Origin of the sequence: Anaerohalosphaera lusitana, assembly GCF_002007645.1 — a bacterium.
GTDB lineage: Bacteria > Planctomycetota > Phycisphaerae > Sedimentisphaerales > Anaerohalosphaeraceae > Anaerohalosphaera > Anaerohalosphaera lusitana.
This window is the reverse complement of sequence record NZ_CP019791.1, coordinates 1,742,915-1,759,091: the sequence shown is the minus strand read 5'-3', so window position 1 is coordinate 1,759,091 and position 16,177 is coordinate 1,742,915. Positions and strand designations below refer to the sequence as shown.

The following is a 16,177-nucleotide window of genomic DNA, read 5'->3' as shown; positions in this document are numbered from 1 at the left end:
TCTGACGCCGCTCGGACTCAAAAAGATTCGCTTGTTCGCCAAAATGAATTGTTGGAGGTGCCCTTAGAATGATAATTCCTTAAAAGTTTGAGGTTACTGAAGTGGCAGAATCGAAGAATACGACTCCGGAAAACGGCGAAGAACCAAAACGCCTCGACTTCGTCCGCACTATAATAAAAGAGGATTTGCAAGCAGGCAAAAACGACAGCAGGGTTCACACCCGTTTCCCTCCGGAACCTAACGGCTACCTGCACATAGGACACGCAAAGAGCATATGCCTCAATTTCGGCATCGCCAGCGAGTTCCCCGGCGGCAAGTGCAACCTGCGTTTCGACGACACAAACCCAATCAAGGAAGAGGCCGAATACGTCAATTCCATCATGGAAGACGTGAAATGGCTCGGCTGGGACTGGGAAGATCGGCTGTACTTCGCATCGGACTACTTCGAGCAGATGTACCAGTACGCGGTCGAACTGGTCAAAAAAGGCAAGGCATACGTCGACGACCTCACGCCCGAGCAGATCCGCGAATACCGCGGCACCCTGACCGAGCCGGGCAAGGAAAGTCCCTATCGCGACCGCACACCCGAAGAAAGCCTCGACCTGCTCGAACGCATGCGCAAGGGCGAGTTCCCGGACGGCACAAAGGTTCTGCGTGCTAAGATAGATATGAGCTCGCCCAACCTGAACATGCGCGACCCGGTCATGTACCGCGTCCTTCATGCGACGCACCACCGCACCGGCGACAAGTGGTGCATCTATCCCATGTACGACTGGGCGCACGGTATCGAAGATTCCGTCGAGGGCATTACGCACTCGATATGTACGCTGGAATTCGAAAACCACCGCCCGCTCTACGACTGGTTCCTCGATGAGCTCGGCGTCCACCACCCGCAGCAGATCGAATTCGCCCGCCTTAATCTCACAAATACCGTCATGAGCAAGCGAAAACTGCTCAGGCTCGTACAGGAGGGCCACGTCGACGGCTGGGACGATCCGCGTATGCCGACCATAAGCGGGCTGCGAAGACGCGGCTATTCGCCCGCAGCCATCCGCAAATTCTGCAAAACTATCGGCGTGAACAAGTTCAACAGCACCATCGACCTGGCGCTGCTCGAACACTGTCTGCGCGAGGACCTCAACGAACATTCGAACCGCGTCATGGCCGTTCTCGACCCGCTCAAGGTCGTCATCACCAACTACCCCGAAGACGAATTCGACGAGCTCGATGCCATCAACAACCCACAGGACCCGGACGCGGGAATGCGAAAAGTACCCTTCTCACGCGAGATATACATCGAACGCGGTGACTTCATGGAAGAGCCGCCCAAAAAGTTCTTCCGCCTCGCGCCTGGCAGAGAAGTACGACTGCGATACGCATACTTCATCACCTGCCAGGACGTGGTCAAAGACAACGAAGGCAACATCGTCGAACTGCACTGCACATACGACCCTGCAACCCGCGGCGGCGACGCTCCGGACGGCCGAAAGGTCAAAGGAACGCTGCATTGGGTCTCAGCAAAGCACGGCCTCGATGCCCAAGTAAGGCTCTACGAAAACCTGTTCAACAAGGAAAACCCCGACGACACCGAAGAGGGCCAAGACTTCACCGCCAACATCAACCCGGACTCACTCGAGGTCCGCACCGGCTGCAAGGTCGAGCCCCACCTGGCGGATGTCAAACCCGAACAGCGGTTCCAGTTCGAGCGGATAGGATATTTCTGTGCGGACAAGGACGGCACGAAGGACCGCCTGGTCTTCAACCGAACGGTCGGCCTGCGTGACACCTGGGCCAAAAAGCAGAAGCAGGCCCAGAAACAGGCGCAAAACCGGAAGAAACAACAGCAGCAGAAGAAGAAAAAGAAGAAGTAGCGAATAAATACTTCAAAACCCTCAAACGGCAGGTGTCACCCACGACATCTGTCGTTTTTTTGATTTAGCACAAAGCATAACTATACAAAAACAGCCTTCCCAAATCCTCCCTCCCTTTAACCGGACTCCCCAGCCGCATAATTTCATAGCCCGCCGAGAATGGACCCAACGGACAGTTCGTCGGAGGCGCGGCTGTTAAATTCTGCGGCGGCCCAAATGGTTGCTTTGCATAGTACCGTGAAGAATATTTTTATACCCTCACGGACTCACCGTCAGCATCTTGACGGCCCCGACGGCCGCTATCAGTATAAATGCCGCCCGCACCCAACTGCGCGGAATGGCGTGCATCAGATGACCACCCCAGAAGCCGCCCAGGATCGCCGTCGGTATAACAATCCCCGCGATCTTCAGCGACTCAGCTATATCTATCCCGTGCTGCCCGAGCGTTAGATTCTTATATGCAGCCCCGAGCCAAGCCATCGAGGTTATGATAGCAGCAGAATTGCTCATTGCCCTTTTCAACGGCATCTTCGCAAAAACCTGCTGCAAAGGCGTGCACACACCGCCCGCCCCGATACCCAGCAGACCCGCCGCGGTTCCCGTAACAAAGCCGATCACCAATGAAAGATACGTCGGTGTGTCCGGCGCCGCCAGATCGGCAGTCTTCGTATTGTCCTTAAATCCGCCCCGCTTGAATCGAAAAAGGTTGTAAACCACCACATAAATAAGAAACACACCAAATACACGCGCAAGCAAATAGCTGTTCTCACCCGCAAAAAGATCCATATTGCTCATCGCAACTCCCCCGACAATGCCCGCCAGCGCGGCAGGTATCATCCACTTGAGAACACCAGGCACGAACGCCTCGGCCTTGCGATGCGCGATAAGCGATGAAGTGGAAACAAAAAAGTTGGTGATCATCGCAGCGGCCTGATAAAGATGCTGATTCTCACCAAACACGAACGCAAGCGCCGGTATCATGATCATCGATCCGCCGATACCCAACAGGCCGCCGAATACCCCCGTGACAAGACCGATTATTATAAGGCTGACGAAGTCCAAAACTTACTGCCCGGGTATCCAGAAAAGTTCCTTGTATTTATCCTCAATGCTCGGACTCTGACAAAGCGTCTGCCCGATCAGAACCGCTCCCACCCCAATTCCTTTGAGTTTTCGCACATCTTCGCGCGTTTTTACCCCACTTTCGGCGATTAATTCCCGTTTTTTCTCGACCAGGTCAGCCAGCCTCCCGGTCGTGTTGATATCCACGGTCATGGTCTTCAGATCGCGGTTATTGACCCCAATAACGCTGTAACCGGCCACAGGAAAGCCTTCCAGACTCCGAACCTGCAAAAGCGAATCCATACTGTGCACTTCGATGATCGCCGTCATCGTCAGCTTTGCCGCCAGTATCAAAAGATCCATAAGTTGAGCCGGCATAAGGGCTTCCGCGATAAGAAGTATCGCATCCGCACCCGCTGCCTTCGCTTCGTAGACCTGATACTCGTCCACAAAAAAGTCCTTCCGCAAAACCGGCAGCTTCACTTCCTGCTTGATTCGCGTCAGATATTCGAGTTTGCCCTGAAAATACTTCTCATCGGTCAGCACGCTTATCGCATCCGCACCGCATTTTTCATAAGTGCGCGCGATTTCCACCGGATCGAAGTCCTCGCGTATCAGTCCCGCCGACGGCGACGCCTTCTTGACCTCTGCGATAACATTGATCCCGCGTCTGTTGCGTTTGGTCACAGCCTTGTAGAAGTTGCGGCTTTTACCCATTGCAAGAGCCTGTTCCTTCACCTGTTCCAGCGGAACCTTCTGCATCTGCTCCCGCACGAACTCGCGCTTATAAGCGACTATTTCCTGGAGGATATCCGACACCTACTCGGCCCCCTGCTGTTTGCTCAAAGCCACATATGCCATTCTCAACTGGTGCAGTGCACCGCTGAGCAGATTCTTTTCCTCATCGTCGAGATTGCCCCTGGTCTTCTCTTCGAGAAGCGCCAGCATATCGATGTTGAATTTGCCCAACTCCAGATCGGGCTCGGGCTTCTCATTTGGATCGGCAGCGATCAGCCCCATCGCCAGATACGCCTGCGTAGCGAACATGCTGATCAGGCCGGCAAAGTCCACCTCGGGCAATGGGGGTCTGCTGCTCTCGCCGCCCTGTGCCTGCTGCTTCTCCTGTGCGGCCTTTTCCTCTGCCTCGAGTGCATCCTTGTCCTTTTTTGCCTGCGATTTCCAGTCTTCGTCGACGATTATCTTCTTTTCCTTGTCATTCTCTGCCATTTTACCAGCTCCTGTCGTTAATAGTGTTTTAGACTTCTGGCGATATCACGTTTCTGCTGTTCTTTCTGCAGTTTATCACGCTTGTCGTATTTGCGTTTACCCTTGGCAAGCGCCAGTTCCACCTTGGCATAGCCGCGATCATTGAAATAAAAACGCAGCGGCACCAGTGTAAAACCTCGCTGCTGCAGCTTGGTCTTGATCTTGAGTATCTGCCGTTTGTGCAGCAGCAGCCTGCGCTGGCGAAGCGGATCATGATTGTTGTAGGACGCCTCGGCATACTGAGCGATCTGTGCACCGACCAGCCAGCACTGATCGTTCTCGACCCGCGCGTATGAACCGTCAAGGTCGGCCTGACCCTGGCGCAGCGACTTGACCTCCGTACCGACCAGTTCGATACCGGCCTCTACCTTCTCGATCAGCTCATAATCGCGGTAGGCCTTCTTGTTCTTAACATTGACCGGGCCGCTCTTCTGTTGTTTTTTGCTTTTTTTGGACATTCGGCCAATAATAAACACAAGACGGGCATTTTGCAAGATTCACAATGCCCTCAAGCCATAAAACTATTGCGACTTAACAATGCTTAACCCCTGAACGAAGAACAGAATTGCGACATCTTCATCATCGCATCGTTCGTCATTGCAGGGTCATCGCCGTCGATAGCTGCGAATGCGTCCACAAGCTCGACAAGCTGCGGATCGGCCGGTTTTTCGCCGTAGTGATGGAAAACATTTACAATGCCCGCATCCAGGCCGTATTCCATGGCTTTTTCGACATACGCCCGGCAGATGCCGATCTTTCGGCCCGGCAGGTCGCGGCAGCAATTGCTGATGCCCAGCGAGAAATGCACTCCCGCCATCTCCGGGTCCTGCTTGATCCGCCTGATCGTCTCGAATGCCCGATGTGTATAGCTGGGAACGCCCGGCTGCATGGGCATGTCTATCGCCAGCGGAAAAACCGTAGTGTCATAATATATCTGATCGGGCTTGAAACCGTACCCGATGGCCTTGTCAAATATCTGCTTTGCAAGACCGACAAGTTCGTCCGCGCCGTCAACGCCGCCAGGACAGGCGCCCTTTTCTTCGGCAACGAGCATCGCGATAAAGCTGTATTCGAATTTATCCCGCAGCGGCATCAGCTTGTCGGCGTTGTAAGTCTTTATCGAATTTATGAGCGGAACAGCAGCTTGCGCATTATCTTCGTACCACGCTTTAAGCCCCGCAACCAGAGCATCGTCGTTACTGCTGTCGATGCATGGCGGCACCCCCTGGCCGAACTGCTTGATCAGCTTGACATATTCACGCATGTATTCGATCGTCTTGTGCGGATCATCTTCTCCGTATGCATCCACATTGACGGCAATAAAGTCGGCACCTTCATCGGCTTGTGATTGAATGATCTTTTTGATCTCACCAAGCGGCTCGCTTTTATCGCTGAAGCAGTCAGGTCCAAGTTCGTGCAGACTGTCCATGACGCGTCTGGTACTCGGAATTGATGCATGTAGAGATTCGGCAATACTTATCAAACGATCAGTCATTTTTCTCCCTTAACTCAAGTTAACAAATCCGGTTGAAGTCTGTAATTGTATAGCCAGTCCCTGCCGAGAACAAGCAAATACGATGATTTATCGGCATCCACATTAGTAAACACATACACCACAGCACAGGAGCTTAACAGCCTTTTAAGTCCTCATGTGGAAAACATGTTAACAAGTCGGGTCTGGCAACAGAAAAATGTGGATTCGGGTACTTTTTGAGTAATGAGAAAACATCTTACCTGACTCTTCTAATCCGCCAAACCAATCGCTGAGAATAGACTTGTCGGAATGTAACCCTCTAAAGAATAGGCACTTAAAGGCATAAGTCTTCGTGACTAAATGCTAATACGACAGAATGTCACTCTATACCTTGTAATGCATCAGTCTGTATGGCCAGCAAAAGACGGCAAGTTTTAACAGGGGCGACTTCGTGGATAACTGTTGAATTCGCATGGGGTTACGTATAAAGCCCTAGCCTGGTTCTAGGGGTGAGCCCTGCCACGATCTAAGGCCAGGCCTTAAGCTGATCATTCTCGGGCCCGGCTTTTGACAGGATATTGTTGAGTTCATCGCACGCCGCGGCAGGATCATTTGAGCCGGTCACTGCAGAACACACCGCGACAGCAGATGCGCCCGCACTGATTACATCGTCAGCATTAACCGCATTTATACCGCCGATCGCAACATGGCCGATACCTGTGTCATGGAGACGGGACACAGCATGTTCAACATACTCCAGTCCTGCCAGCTTTTCTATGTGCTTAGTGCGAGTCTCGAAAACAGGCCCCAGACCCACATAATCCGGCCTCTCGCGGATCGCTTGTTCGAGCTGGTCCGCATTGTGCGTGCTGAGCCCGACGATCATGGGTCTGTTGAACAGTTCGCGTACCTTAGAAACCGGCATATCGTCCTGGCCCAGATGCACACCGTCGGCGCCGCTGGCCAAAGCGATATCAGGTCTGTCATTGATAATGGAAACGACTTGATGTTCGCTGCACACACTTACCATCTTTTCGGCCAGGCGATAAGTTCGCCCGTCGGACAGACCTTTCGCCCGAAGCTGCAGACAATCCGCCCCGCCCCGACAGCACGCCTCGGTCAACTGCAAAAGCTCGTCATCTGTATTGGCCTGAGCAGCGGTCACGAGCACGTATAAGCGAATACGATCAACTTTGCTCTTGACCGAAGCAGCCAACACTGCGTCCTTCTCCAGCGTATAGGTTTCGAATCGCAGTTCCTCGAATATTGGTGTCAATTCCGGCTTGAGCGTCTGCGAAACCTCAGCCAGTGCACGCAAAGCCTCACTTATCCTCTTGACGGCCGCTGTAAAGCAGTCCCGCAGCTCCGTGCGTTTGAGCTGATCGCTCACCGCGAGCCCCCTGCCCACGTCCGCACCGCTGTCACGAGCGGAGACCAGCATCGAGATGTCGAACTGATTGCCCGCCCCGCAGAGCCTGTGCCGCAGGTTCTTCGCCCGGCCGCTAAGTTCGCTCGAATTGAGGTAGAACCTGCAGAATTCCTCCATCACGCGTGCAGCTTCCCGCCCGCGGTTCAGATTTGCATCGATTATTCTGTAAGCACTTTTTTCCATGTCGGCATATTATAGAAAGCGGCATGCAATTACAAAGAATATCTGTTCCGGAAAGCGTTACATGCTCTCAAAACTGCCATGAATCGAACGATACTATTTTCGGCATATCGCAGCGCGGCGTGCCGACAGGTTCATCCGCCGGATAACCGAGCGACATCAGCTCGACCACGGTCACCTCATCCGGTATGTTCAATATGGGTTTGACCTTGTCAGGGTAAAACGCACCGACCCAGCACGTAGCCAGCCCCTCTTCGACAGCCTGCAGAGCGATATGTTCCATCGCGATGGCGGTATCGATAACACCCGAAGGCTGGCCGCACCGCATCAGCCGATCCGTCATCGTGCATCCGACAATAACGACAGGCGCCTGCGCCACGAAATCCTGATTCGCGGCGGCGACACTGAGTTTACGCCTGGTATGCTCGTCCCTGACCACCACGAACCGCCATTCCTGCTGGTTTCGCGCAGACGGCGCCAGCCTCGCCGCCTCCAATATTCGGCCCAGCTTGTCCTCTTCTATGGCATCCGGATGATAAGATCGGCACGAATACCGCTTCTCGATCGCTTGCATGACATCCATATGGTTCCTTTCCAGAAAATTTCCTTGTATTCAGCAAATCAATATGTAAACACCTGCATCCAATCCCGTCAAGCACGGCTTGGCCATGCCAAAAAATATGTTTTCAGCTTTTTTGAAAAAATTGCTCCCGGAACACCGGTTAGATATTGACAGCAGGCCTTTATACATGTATGTTATTGCCTCCCATCGGGCGGTTAGCTCAGTTGGCTAGAGCACCTGCCTTACAAGCAGGGGGTCACAGGTTCAAGTCCTGTACCGCCCATAATCGTGCAAGGCCTGTAGCTAGCGATAGTTACAGGCTTTTTTTGTTGCCTCAGCAGGCCAATCACTCCTCATAATCAGCGTTCCGCCCCAAAGCAGATCCGTCGAAATTGACTTGACAATTAAACCTCTGCAATCTATTGTAACTGCCCGTTTTGATTTTACTTGGAGAGGTAATGATGAAAAGAGTTTTGCTGCTTGCGCTTTGTATGCTTGTAAATGCGTCGGTTCCGGCTGCACCGAACATGAATGTGTTCCGTGCGGACGGCGAAACACCGCTGGAATACCAGGAAATCATGGTCGGCACACAGTTGACGCTGGTCATTTCTAACGACAACGCGGACTACTGGAGCGGATCGGTCGCACTTTATGACCCCAACATCCCCATGGCTGACATCACCGGCAGGGAGTACAACGGCTTTTCCTACGATGGCTCCTGCTTGCCTGCCTCCGGGTTCGGTTCTGCTGTTTACGACTGGACCGAACAGGGAGTACGCGGGTTCGATCTTTATGCCGGCTACACGGGCGTGACAGCGGGTGACTGGTTCGTGTTGGATTATAAAGCCGTCCAGGTGGGTGAATGCACGGTGCAGATGCACGAGCATAATATGCCCGACGGCCCTGCCATCCTGATCGACGAACAAACATTCATACATGTGCCCACCAGGGACTTCAATGCCGACAGCGTGGTCGATTATTCCGATCTCGTTGTAATGTCGCGTTACTGGGGCCAAACCGATGTGGCAGACCCGTCAGATGTAAAAGGGGCGGACCTCAACGAGGATGGAGCGGTCGACATGAATGACCTTTTGCTGTTCAGTTGCTACTGGCTGGAGAAAACCGGCTAAAAGAACGCACTTCCTACACGCCGGAGCGAATATTTGCCGCTGCAGTATGCCTGGCTGGAATGCTTTTGTGAAACCGCCAGAGAAGCAAATCCGACATGGCGGAAGTTTTAGCTTGCAAATATCAATAAAGTCCGAATACAATCACCTCGGCCCTATTCAGTCGGCTGAACTTGCTCACCGCAATAATGAACAGAGGTGGATTATATGGATATTCTTGCCTTTCTGGCAGGCCTTGGCGCACTGGCCGTTGCGATAGCTGCTCTAATACGAGCCAATCACAACCGCTACCTGATAGAGGATCATCGGCTCTATGACCATGACCTGGACCAGAAGCGAGCAGAGAAACCCGCCGCCGGGCCTGAAACCGCTGGAGAACCACAAAGACAACCCGAGCCATCCGCACCCGTCACAGCTCAGAAACCGACAGCTCCGCAAGCTCAAGAACACGAAACGGCCGAAACGCCTCCGCCTTTGCCGACCGAAGTTAAAACCGGCCGCGACATAGAACAAACCGCCATACCTCCATACCTTGATCAGGAAATGAAAAAGGCTCAGCCGGAAGAACCTGCAAAGAAAAAGCCATCATGGAACCTGGAGGAGTTGATCGGTACGCGTCTGATGCCGATAGTCGGCGTCATCCTGTTGATATTCGTGGCCGGTTTTGCGGTCAAATGGGCGTATGAGCAATCCATCCTAAGCGACAAACTCAAAGCAGCGGCGATTGTGGCAGCAGGTCTGGGCGCGATCATTGCAGGCGAGATCACCCGCCGGCGACAGTATGACATAGTCGCAAAAGCGGTGACGTCCCTGGGACTCGCCCTGCTGTATACCGCAATATTCACCGCGTACAAACTTTACGGCATCATAGGGCCGATGCCCGCAACCATCGCGGCCTGTATCGTGACCGCGGGCTCGCTCATTTACGCTGTCGCACTCAAGGAAATAGTCATAGCCGCGATCACCACGCTGGGCGGATACCTCGTGCCGATCATAGTGCTTAAAGGCACCGGTCTGCAACTGCCGCTGTTCAGCTATCTCGTGGTTCTGACCGCCGGCACGCTGGCGACTTCATACATACGCTCGTGGATTTCCATCGCCATATTCGCCTCGCTTGCGGCCTACGTTGTGCCCGCGATAGTCTCCACCGGCAGCCATCAGCTCAATCCGTTCCTGGTATACCTTCTGCTTGTAAGTCTTCCCGCGATCCTTATCGCGTTCTTGCGCAACTGGCTGCCTCTTGCCGCGACCGTTCTGGCCGGCGCACTGGTCATGCCCTCCTTCCTCGCAGCGGGAGAGAGCCCTTCGGCGTATTTTCTGGGCTATCTGTTCCTGATCGCATCGGCACTGATGATCTCGTGCAAAGTCAAACAATGGCCCAAACTGGCTGTGCCGGTCTTTCTCGGCTGTGCGGCCCTGCCCGCGATAACGAACTGGCAGACAGAGGTAACGGCCAACATGCTCGCGTACTGGATAGTCATCAACATATTCGCCGCATACATGGCATGGTCGAAGGGCTGGCGGAAAACCGCTCAGGTGATCACGCTCGCAGCTTTCGTAATCCCCAAGGCGGCCAGCATATCGGCCCCGCTGCCCGAAACATATATGCTTTATCTGCTGCTGATAGCTGTGGCAGGCTTTGCGATCGCGTGGTCGAAACAATGGCTTTCGATATCGATCATGACCATCGTTGCGGCTATGGCTATGCCAATTCTGGGTTTCGATGGTCATGCAGCGAGCTGGCAGTTCGCCGGTTACCAGTGCGCCATTTTGACTGTCGCCCTGGCATGCGCATATTCGCGACGATGGCACCAATTGAGCGTCGCTGCGATAATCGCCGGCTTCTTTTCGTTCGTCTTCACGGAATTCGCACCCGAGCAGACCGCGATATTCCTGACCACTGCGATCTATCTCGCGGCGGCAAGTCTCGCATCGGCTCTGCTTACGCGCAGATCGCTCATGGCGATCATCGGCATTATCGCATCCGGCCTGCTCCCGATCATAGCGTCGCTGAACATTCCTGCCCTGTCATTGCCGACCGTCGGTCACGCGCCCCTGTTCACCGCCCTGCTGGTCATAAGCGTTGCGATGATCGCCGCTGCACAGGTCAAAAGATGGCGATGCGTGACCGCCGTCGCGTTCCTGATGACCGCTCTGAATTACGTATGCTGGTACTTCCCAGGCGATTCCGCTGATATGGGCATTACGATAACGTGGCTTGGCGCGATCTTCGGCGTATTCTTTACAGCTTCTCTCGCTGGGGCGTTGCTGAACCGATGTAAAGAGCATCTGGAAGACACTTTGGTCATTCTTGCCAATTCCGGCTTCGTGTTCTACTTCCTCTGGCTGGAGCTCTCAGAGGAATTTCGCGTTGCTCTGACATTATGCATGATCGGGTTGGCCGTACTGCATATTGCCGGAACATTTATTATATGGCGGAAACTTCCGGACCGCAGAGTCACTGTTCAGAGCGGCCTGGCGGTGGGTCTGCTGTTTTTCGCGATAGCGTTGCCGGCTTTGTTCGAATGGCAAGGCCGAACGCCGCTGATCGCACTAACACTGCAGGCGGTGATCCTGGCGATGATCGGTCTGAGGTTCAAAAACATCTTCACGCAGATTGCTGCAGGCATAATCGGAGCCGTCTGCCTGGCCGGTTCTGTCCTTTTACTGCCGATGCACCAAAGCGATTTCACCGTTTTTGTGAACGAAGATTTCGGCACATTGCTTATCGTCTCGCTTTCAGTCTACGCCGCTCATATGCTATATCGCAAAAGTGATGAGCTTTCCCCTCCGGCAAACTCGGTGCTGTCACAAAGTCTTTTCAGTATTTCGGGCATTTACCTTGCGATCGCGATCGTCGGTGAATGGGGCGTACATTGCGTTGATAATCTCGACATAGCATCCTATGCCCTTTTCGATGCGCCGGTATTCCTGCGGATGATCATGCTCGCTCTGGCGTTTGTGATACTCTTGTTCGCTGTTCGACCCATCGCACCGGCAGGCCGAGCGGTAAGGTTGATATCGATGGCCGCAAGCTGGGCGGGGCTTATAATAGCTCCTATGATTATACTGGGTCTGCACAGAAATGGTTTTACTATCTTCTTCAACTACGATTTCGCCAGCCTGATCGCTGTAATTGCAGCGACCTTCGTTTCAGCGTGGCTGCTGTATAGATACGGATCCCGCGCAAGCCGTGAGACGAAATATCTGGGTTATCTTGCTTTAGCGGCAGTCATTGCACTGCTGATACTGCTGACCGAGGAGATTTATCTGTACTTCTACTGCCGGGACCAGTACGTCGAAGCGATGCCCACGTGGAAATTTCTCGCACACATGTATGTCTCAATTCTGTGGGCGGTTTACGCAGCCATACTGCTGGGGATCGGTTTCTGGAAGAATATGAGGACCATCCGCTACCTAGCGATCGGGATATTTGCCCTGCTCACGGCCAAGATATTCCTGTTCGACACTAGGCAACTCGCCACCGGTTACCGCATAATGGGATTTTTGGTCACAGGCTCGATATTGATTGGCGCATCCTACCTGTACCAGTACCTCAAGAAGAAGGGCTTCTTTGAAACATTCAAGGAGCAGAACGCCGAACAGGACAAACGCACATCAGCCGATGCAGAAGAATGATCGAATCTCAGATAGAATGCTTTGAAATTTGACTGGTCGAATTACGATCACTCTTCCATTGCTTCAACGCATTGCTCGATCAGTTTGTCCTGCGTGCTGTAGTCAGGATCGTACGGCTTACCTGTGCCTAGGCGTTCGGGGTACAGCTTTGATGCTTCGAAGTGCTCCAGGGCCTTTCTGTAGTCGCCCTCTTCCATCGCCGCCCTGCCCAGACCCAGGTGCGTTTTAACATAAAGCTCGTGAATTTCACTTGCACCTTCGAAAGGCAGGATTCTCGTCCGCTTCAGTATTTCAAGAGCCTCACTGTAATACCCCGCTGGAACGAGCGATCTCAGCAGATCGAGCTCAAGCTGCTGTTCATCGGGAAGCAGCTTCATCCCTTCTCGGGCAGCGGAGATTGCCTTTTCAAAGTTCTCATGCTCTATGTGGAAAGTGATCAGATGATGCCGCGGCCGCCTGCTGGCTGGATCTATCTTGACCGCAGTTTTAAGGTCCGCCAGGGCTGCCGAGCTGTCGACGGGTTCGTTTATATGTGCCCTGGTAATATAGAAGGGTGCAAAACCTTCGGGTTCAATTTCCCGGAAAAGCTCACGTGCTTCATCCTGCCGACCCTTCGCCCAGTAGATCAGGCCGAGATAATATAGAGGCTTCCAGTCATCACTGTTTTTGACGGCCCATTCGAAAACTGGTATTGATTCTTCCCGGAACGGGAAAACGTAATCAGGATCGAGCGAATCTGCACGGGCCAGCATATCCTTCGACTTCTGCAGATATGCCGACCAATATCTGGCCGTAGGGTAATCTGAGACAAGATCAAACAGCTCGACCGCCTCGTCCATTAGCCCCAGCCCGGCATAAAAAACACCCATCTCGACATATGTTTCCCTGGCGTATTCGTTGCGGATATTGGACGTGAACGCCGCCAGATCTGATTTGCGCCCGCTGAGCTGATATCTCTCAAATGGAGCACAGTGGTTCAAAGGCTCGATCGAAAGTATCCGATCCAGTGTGCTTTTGGCAGCATCTGTCATGCCCAGTTTGCGCAAACAGATCGCCCGCGTCTGCAGAGCATTGACATTAAAAACATTGTAATCCAAAGCGGCTTTGCTCAGTTTGACGGCCGCCCTGTAATCCTTTTCCTGCATGGCGATCCCGGCAAGCTGCGCATTGGCAGCGGACCGGTACTGCATCGAGCGTGCGGCCCAGGTCAATGCATCTTTTGCATCAGTCAGCTTTCCTGCCCTGCGCGAAGCAAGGCCGTAGATATAATTTGCGTGCGGATCATACATGGATATTTCGATCGCGCGTGCTGAGCTTTTCAGCGCCTCGTCAAGCAAGCCCTTGCGTAACTGAATCCCTGCAATGCGGGACAGTGCTCGAACATGTTTCGGCTGCTGCTCGACACAAGATCTGTATTTACTTAGAGCTTCATCGTATCCACGCGACTTCTCGAGCCTCAGTCCCGCAAGGTAAAGCCCCTCGCTCGTGCTCTCATCGACCTCGTGGAAGTTGATTGGCTTATCTATATCGTCCGCGGACTCATCTGTCGTAAACTCAAGCAGGTCACCGAGCTTCAGATTTATAACCGCTTCGGAAGTATGCTCAACCGTCGTTTCGTATGTCTGCATGGGCTCGAGTTCGAGAGTTTTTTGCAGGATATTAGAGCCGTCGGCAAACACAACCAACTCTTCATCGATGTCAGTCAATGCGCAGATGGCAAGTTGGACGCCCTTTACGGTTTTTTTTACACTGAGAACCGCATCATCGGAGGCTTCGACCATCGGCCCGATATCTTTGTACGGGAACCAGACCTCCCGCCAAGAATCGCCCGAAGAAGGGGCAAGAAATCCGTGGTCATTCTGATTAAAGAACCGCCCTGCCTGCAGTTCTGCATATTGACCTTTTGTGTCCGTAAGCAGGTCTTCCCAGATACCGCCCTGACGCGAAAGCGCCCAGAGCCAGAGCTTACGCCCGGGCGCAGCACCGTACCTTGCATAGTGGCCGGCACCAAACTGGTCTTCATGCCAGTAGCAGCCGAAAAAATCCTCATACTCGCCAACAGTAAAATAGCTCTTATGACTGCCGAAGCGGTTATTTTTATACCATGACAGGTCCCGGCCGTCTTCCGAGATCGGCCAGGGTTTCAAAGGCACCTTGAAATCGTGTGCGATATGCTCAGTGCCCGGAAAGATGACCTGCATATCCTCAGAAACCTTTGCTGCCGAATTCGTCCAGCTATAGTATGACTGGTCCAAAGATGAGGGATTGTAGTAAAAAGCGTTCGTTTCGAAGTAGGCCTTATCTGCGGGCAGACGGATCTCGATGCTCCAGCGTGACCGGCTGGGCAGGTCCATGGTTCCCACGAAACAGCTTACACTGCCGTCCGGATTCTTTCTGGCAGTATAATCGACAGGCGTTGACGTACTCGGCGCGTGCCCGACCAGGCCGAAATTGAACTCGATACCGCCCGAAGTCCAAGGCCCTCTCAGAGCGATCTCGCGGAATTTCACAACGTCATTGGCATAAATGAAATCACGTCCGGTCGCCTTCTCTAAAGCACCCCATACTTTTCCGCCGATCTCCGGCATTACGGTTACTTTGACATAGGGGTTTTCAAGTGAAACGACCGCCCAATCCCTCCGGACAGGCTCTGCGGTGAACTCGTCGAAAAAGGTATAAGGATACAGCTTTAAGTGCTTGCCTTGTTCATCTCCGCGGACAAAGATCGGAACCGGATCCTCGCCGCCGAACGGATACGTTTTGATGGCTGTATTCTTTTCGCTGATCTCGGCCGCGCCCGCAGTCGCCGCAATAACAATGACAAGCAATACCAGACATGCGTTTTTCATGTTCACACCTTCCGATCCAAACCCCGATCAAGTTCACGCTACACCTGTGATTACAATTAAAAGCCAAGAAGGGCCAATAATCAACCACTTCTTTTTAAAGGTATGGCGAAGGAATATCTAGAACCGGCATTGCGCGTTTGACAGCAGCATCGCTGATTTAACGCACTGATGATCACAGTCAACCGATTTGCAATGGCTCCCTCGGCTCGCTGAAAACTGATGGTCAAATAACAGTTCGCTTGATCCCCGAACGGATTAAGGTCGCAAAAAATCGGCAGACGCAAATTATTGAAAGGAAAAATAGAAGTATAAAACTGGGCCGGGCTGGATTCGAACCAGCGAAGGCTCTCGCCAATGGGTTTACAGCCCACCCCCTTTAGCGCGCAAGACATTGTTAAAGCGGAACTTACAACTTTTCAGAAAAGCAAATATGGGCACTGCTTACAGTCGATTCGATGCAATAAGACCTGCGTAAAACTGCAAACGCGAATGGGTTCCTGCCCATTCGCGTTATGGGAAATACTGCCCGATCATATACGCGAAACCATAATGACTTTGATCGAGCCATATATTAAAGAAGAGTAAGGCATTTAATTTTCGTCACCGCCAAGTCGGCCAAGGAAATAGGATGACTTTGTCGGAAATTGGACATCCCGCACCGGGCGGGATATATTATTAACTCAATCGCCACACTTATACTCCGGCGTTTACAGATGAG

11 protein-coding genes and 1 tRNA gene are annotated in these 16,177 nt (G+C 52.9%); 4 read left to right on the top strand and 8 right to left on the bottom strand.

Annotated features, from left to right (window positions below):
• The first annotated feature begins 101 nt into the window (after positions 1 to 101).
• Positions 102 to 1,871 (top strand): glutamine--tRNA ligase/YqeY domain fusion protein, encoded by a 1,770-nt coding sequence (locus tag STSP2_RS07305; RefSeq protein WP_146661280.1) that lies wholly within the window; start codon positions 102 to 104, stop codon positions 1,869 to 1,871.
• 258 nt (positions 1,872 to 2,129) lie between these two features.
• On the opposite strand, the gene STSP2_RS07300 is transcribed toward STSP2_RS07305, so the two are convergent.
• The 7 genes from STSP2_RS07300 to STSP2_RS07270 all read right to left on the bottom strand — a co-directional run bounded on the left by STSP2_RS07300 (position 2,130) and on the right by STSP2_RS07270 (position 7,865).
• Positions 2,130 to 2,933, bottom strand: a complete 804-nt coding sequence (locus tag STSP2_RS07300; protein WP_146661278.1) for a sulfite exporter TauE/SafE family protein — start codon at positions 2,931 to 2,933, stop codon at positions 2,130 to 2,132.
• A gap of 3 nt (positions 2,934 to 2,936) precedes the next feature.
• Positions 2,937 to 3,752: an indole-3-glycerol phosphate synthase TrpC gene (gene trpC, locus STSP2_RS07295; RefSeq protein ID WP_146661276.1), complete on the bottom strand. Its 816-nt coding sequence runs from the start codon at positions 3,750 to 3,752 to the stop codon at positions 2,937 to 2,939.
• A complete protein-coding gene (locus STSP2_RS07290; RefSeq protein WP_146661274.1) occupies positions 3,753 to 4,160 on the bottom strand; it encodes a DUF1844 domain-containing protein in 408 nt (135 codons plus the stop codon).
• A gap of 17 nt (positions 4,161 to 4,177) precedes the next feature.
• Positions 4,178 to 4,657 carry an SsrA-binding protein SmpB gene (smpB, locus tag STSP2_RS07285; protein ID WP_146661272.1) on the bottom strand — a complete coding sequence of 160 codons (480 nt, stop codon included), beginning with the start codon at positions 4,655 to 4,657 and terminating at the stop codon, positions 4,178 to 4,180.
• Positions 4,658 to 4,740: 83 nt separating this feature from the next.
• Positions 4,741 to 5,694 carry a dihydropteroate synthase gene (locus STSP2_RS07280; RefSeq protein ID WP_146661270.1) on the bottom strand — a complete coding sequence of 318 codons (954 nt, stop codon included), beginning with the start codon at positions 5,692 to 5,694 and terminating at the stop codon, positions 4,741 to 4,743.
• 505 nt (positions 5,695 to 6,199) lie between these two features.
• Entirely contained in the window at positions 6,200 to 7,285 is a 1,086-nt protein-coding gene (locus STSP2_RS07275; RefSeq protein ID WP_146661268.1) for a thiamine phosphate synthase, read from the bottom strand.
• A 67-nt stretch (positions 7,286 to 7,352) separates the two neighbouring features.
• Complete coding sequence (locus tag STSP2_RS07270; protein ID WP_146661266.1) at positions 7,353 to 7,865, bottom strand: nitroreductase family protein; 513 nt, start codon at positions 7,863 to 7,865, stop codon at positions 7,353 to 7,355.
• Positions 7,866 to 8,053: 188 nt separating this feature from the next.
• Here STSP2_RS07270 and STSP2_RS07265 point away from each other — a divergent pair.
• The 3 genes from STSP2_RS07265 to STSP2_RS07255 all read left to right on the top strand — a co-directional run bounded on the left by STSP2_RS07265 (position 8,054) and on the right by STSP2_RS07255 (position 12,610).
• Positions 8,054 to 8,127 (top strand) — tRNA-Val (locus tag STSP2_RS07265).
• Between the two features lie 175 nt (positions 8,128 to 8,302).
• A complete protein-coding gene (locus STSP2_RS07260; protein WP_146661264.1) occupies positions 8,303 to 8,974 on the top strand; it encodes a dockerin type I domain-containing protein in 672 nt (223 codons plus the stop codon).
• Between the two features lie 204 nt (positions 8,975 to 9,178).
• On the top strand, positions 9,179 to 12,610 hold the full coding sequence (locus STSP2_RS07255; RefSeq protein ID WP_146661262.1) for a DUF2339 domain-containing protein: 3,432 nt from the start codon (positions 9,179 to 9,181) through the stop codon (positions 12,608 to 12,610).
• 47 nt (positions 12,611 to 12,657) lie between these two features.
• On the opposite strand, the gene STSP2_RS07250 is transcribed toward STSP2_RS07255, so the two are convergent.
• Positions 12,658 to 15,459 (bottom strand): DUF5107 domain-containing protein, encoded by a 2,802-nt coding sequence (locus STSP2_RS07250; RefSeq protein WP_146661260.1) that lies wholly within the window; start codon positions 15,457 to 15,459, stop codon positions 12,658 to 12,660.
• Between the last annotated feature and the right edge of the window lie 718 nt (positions 15,460 to 16,177).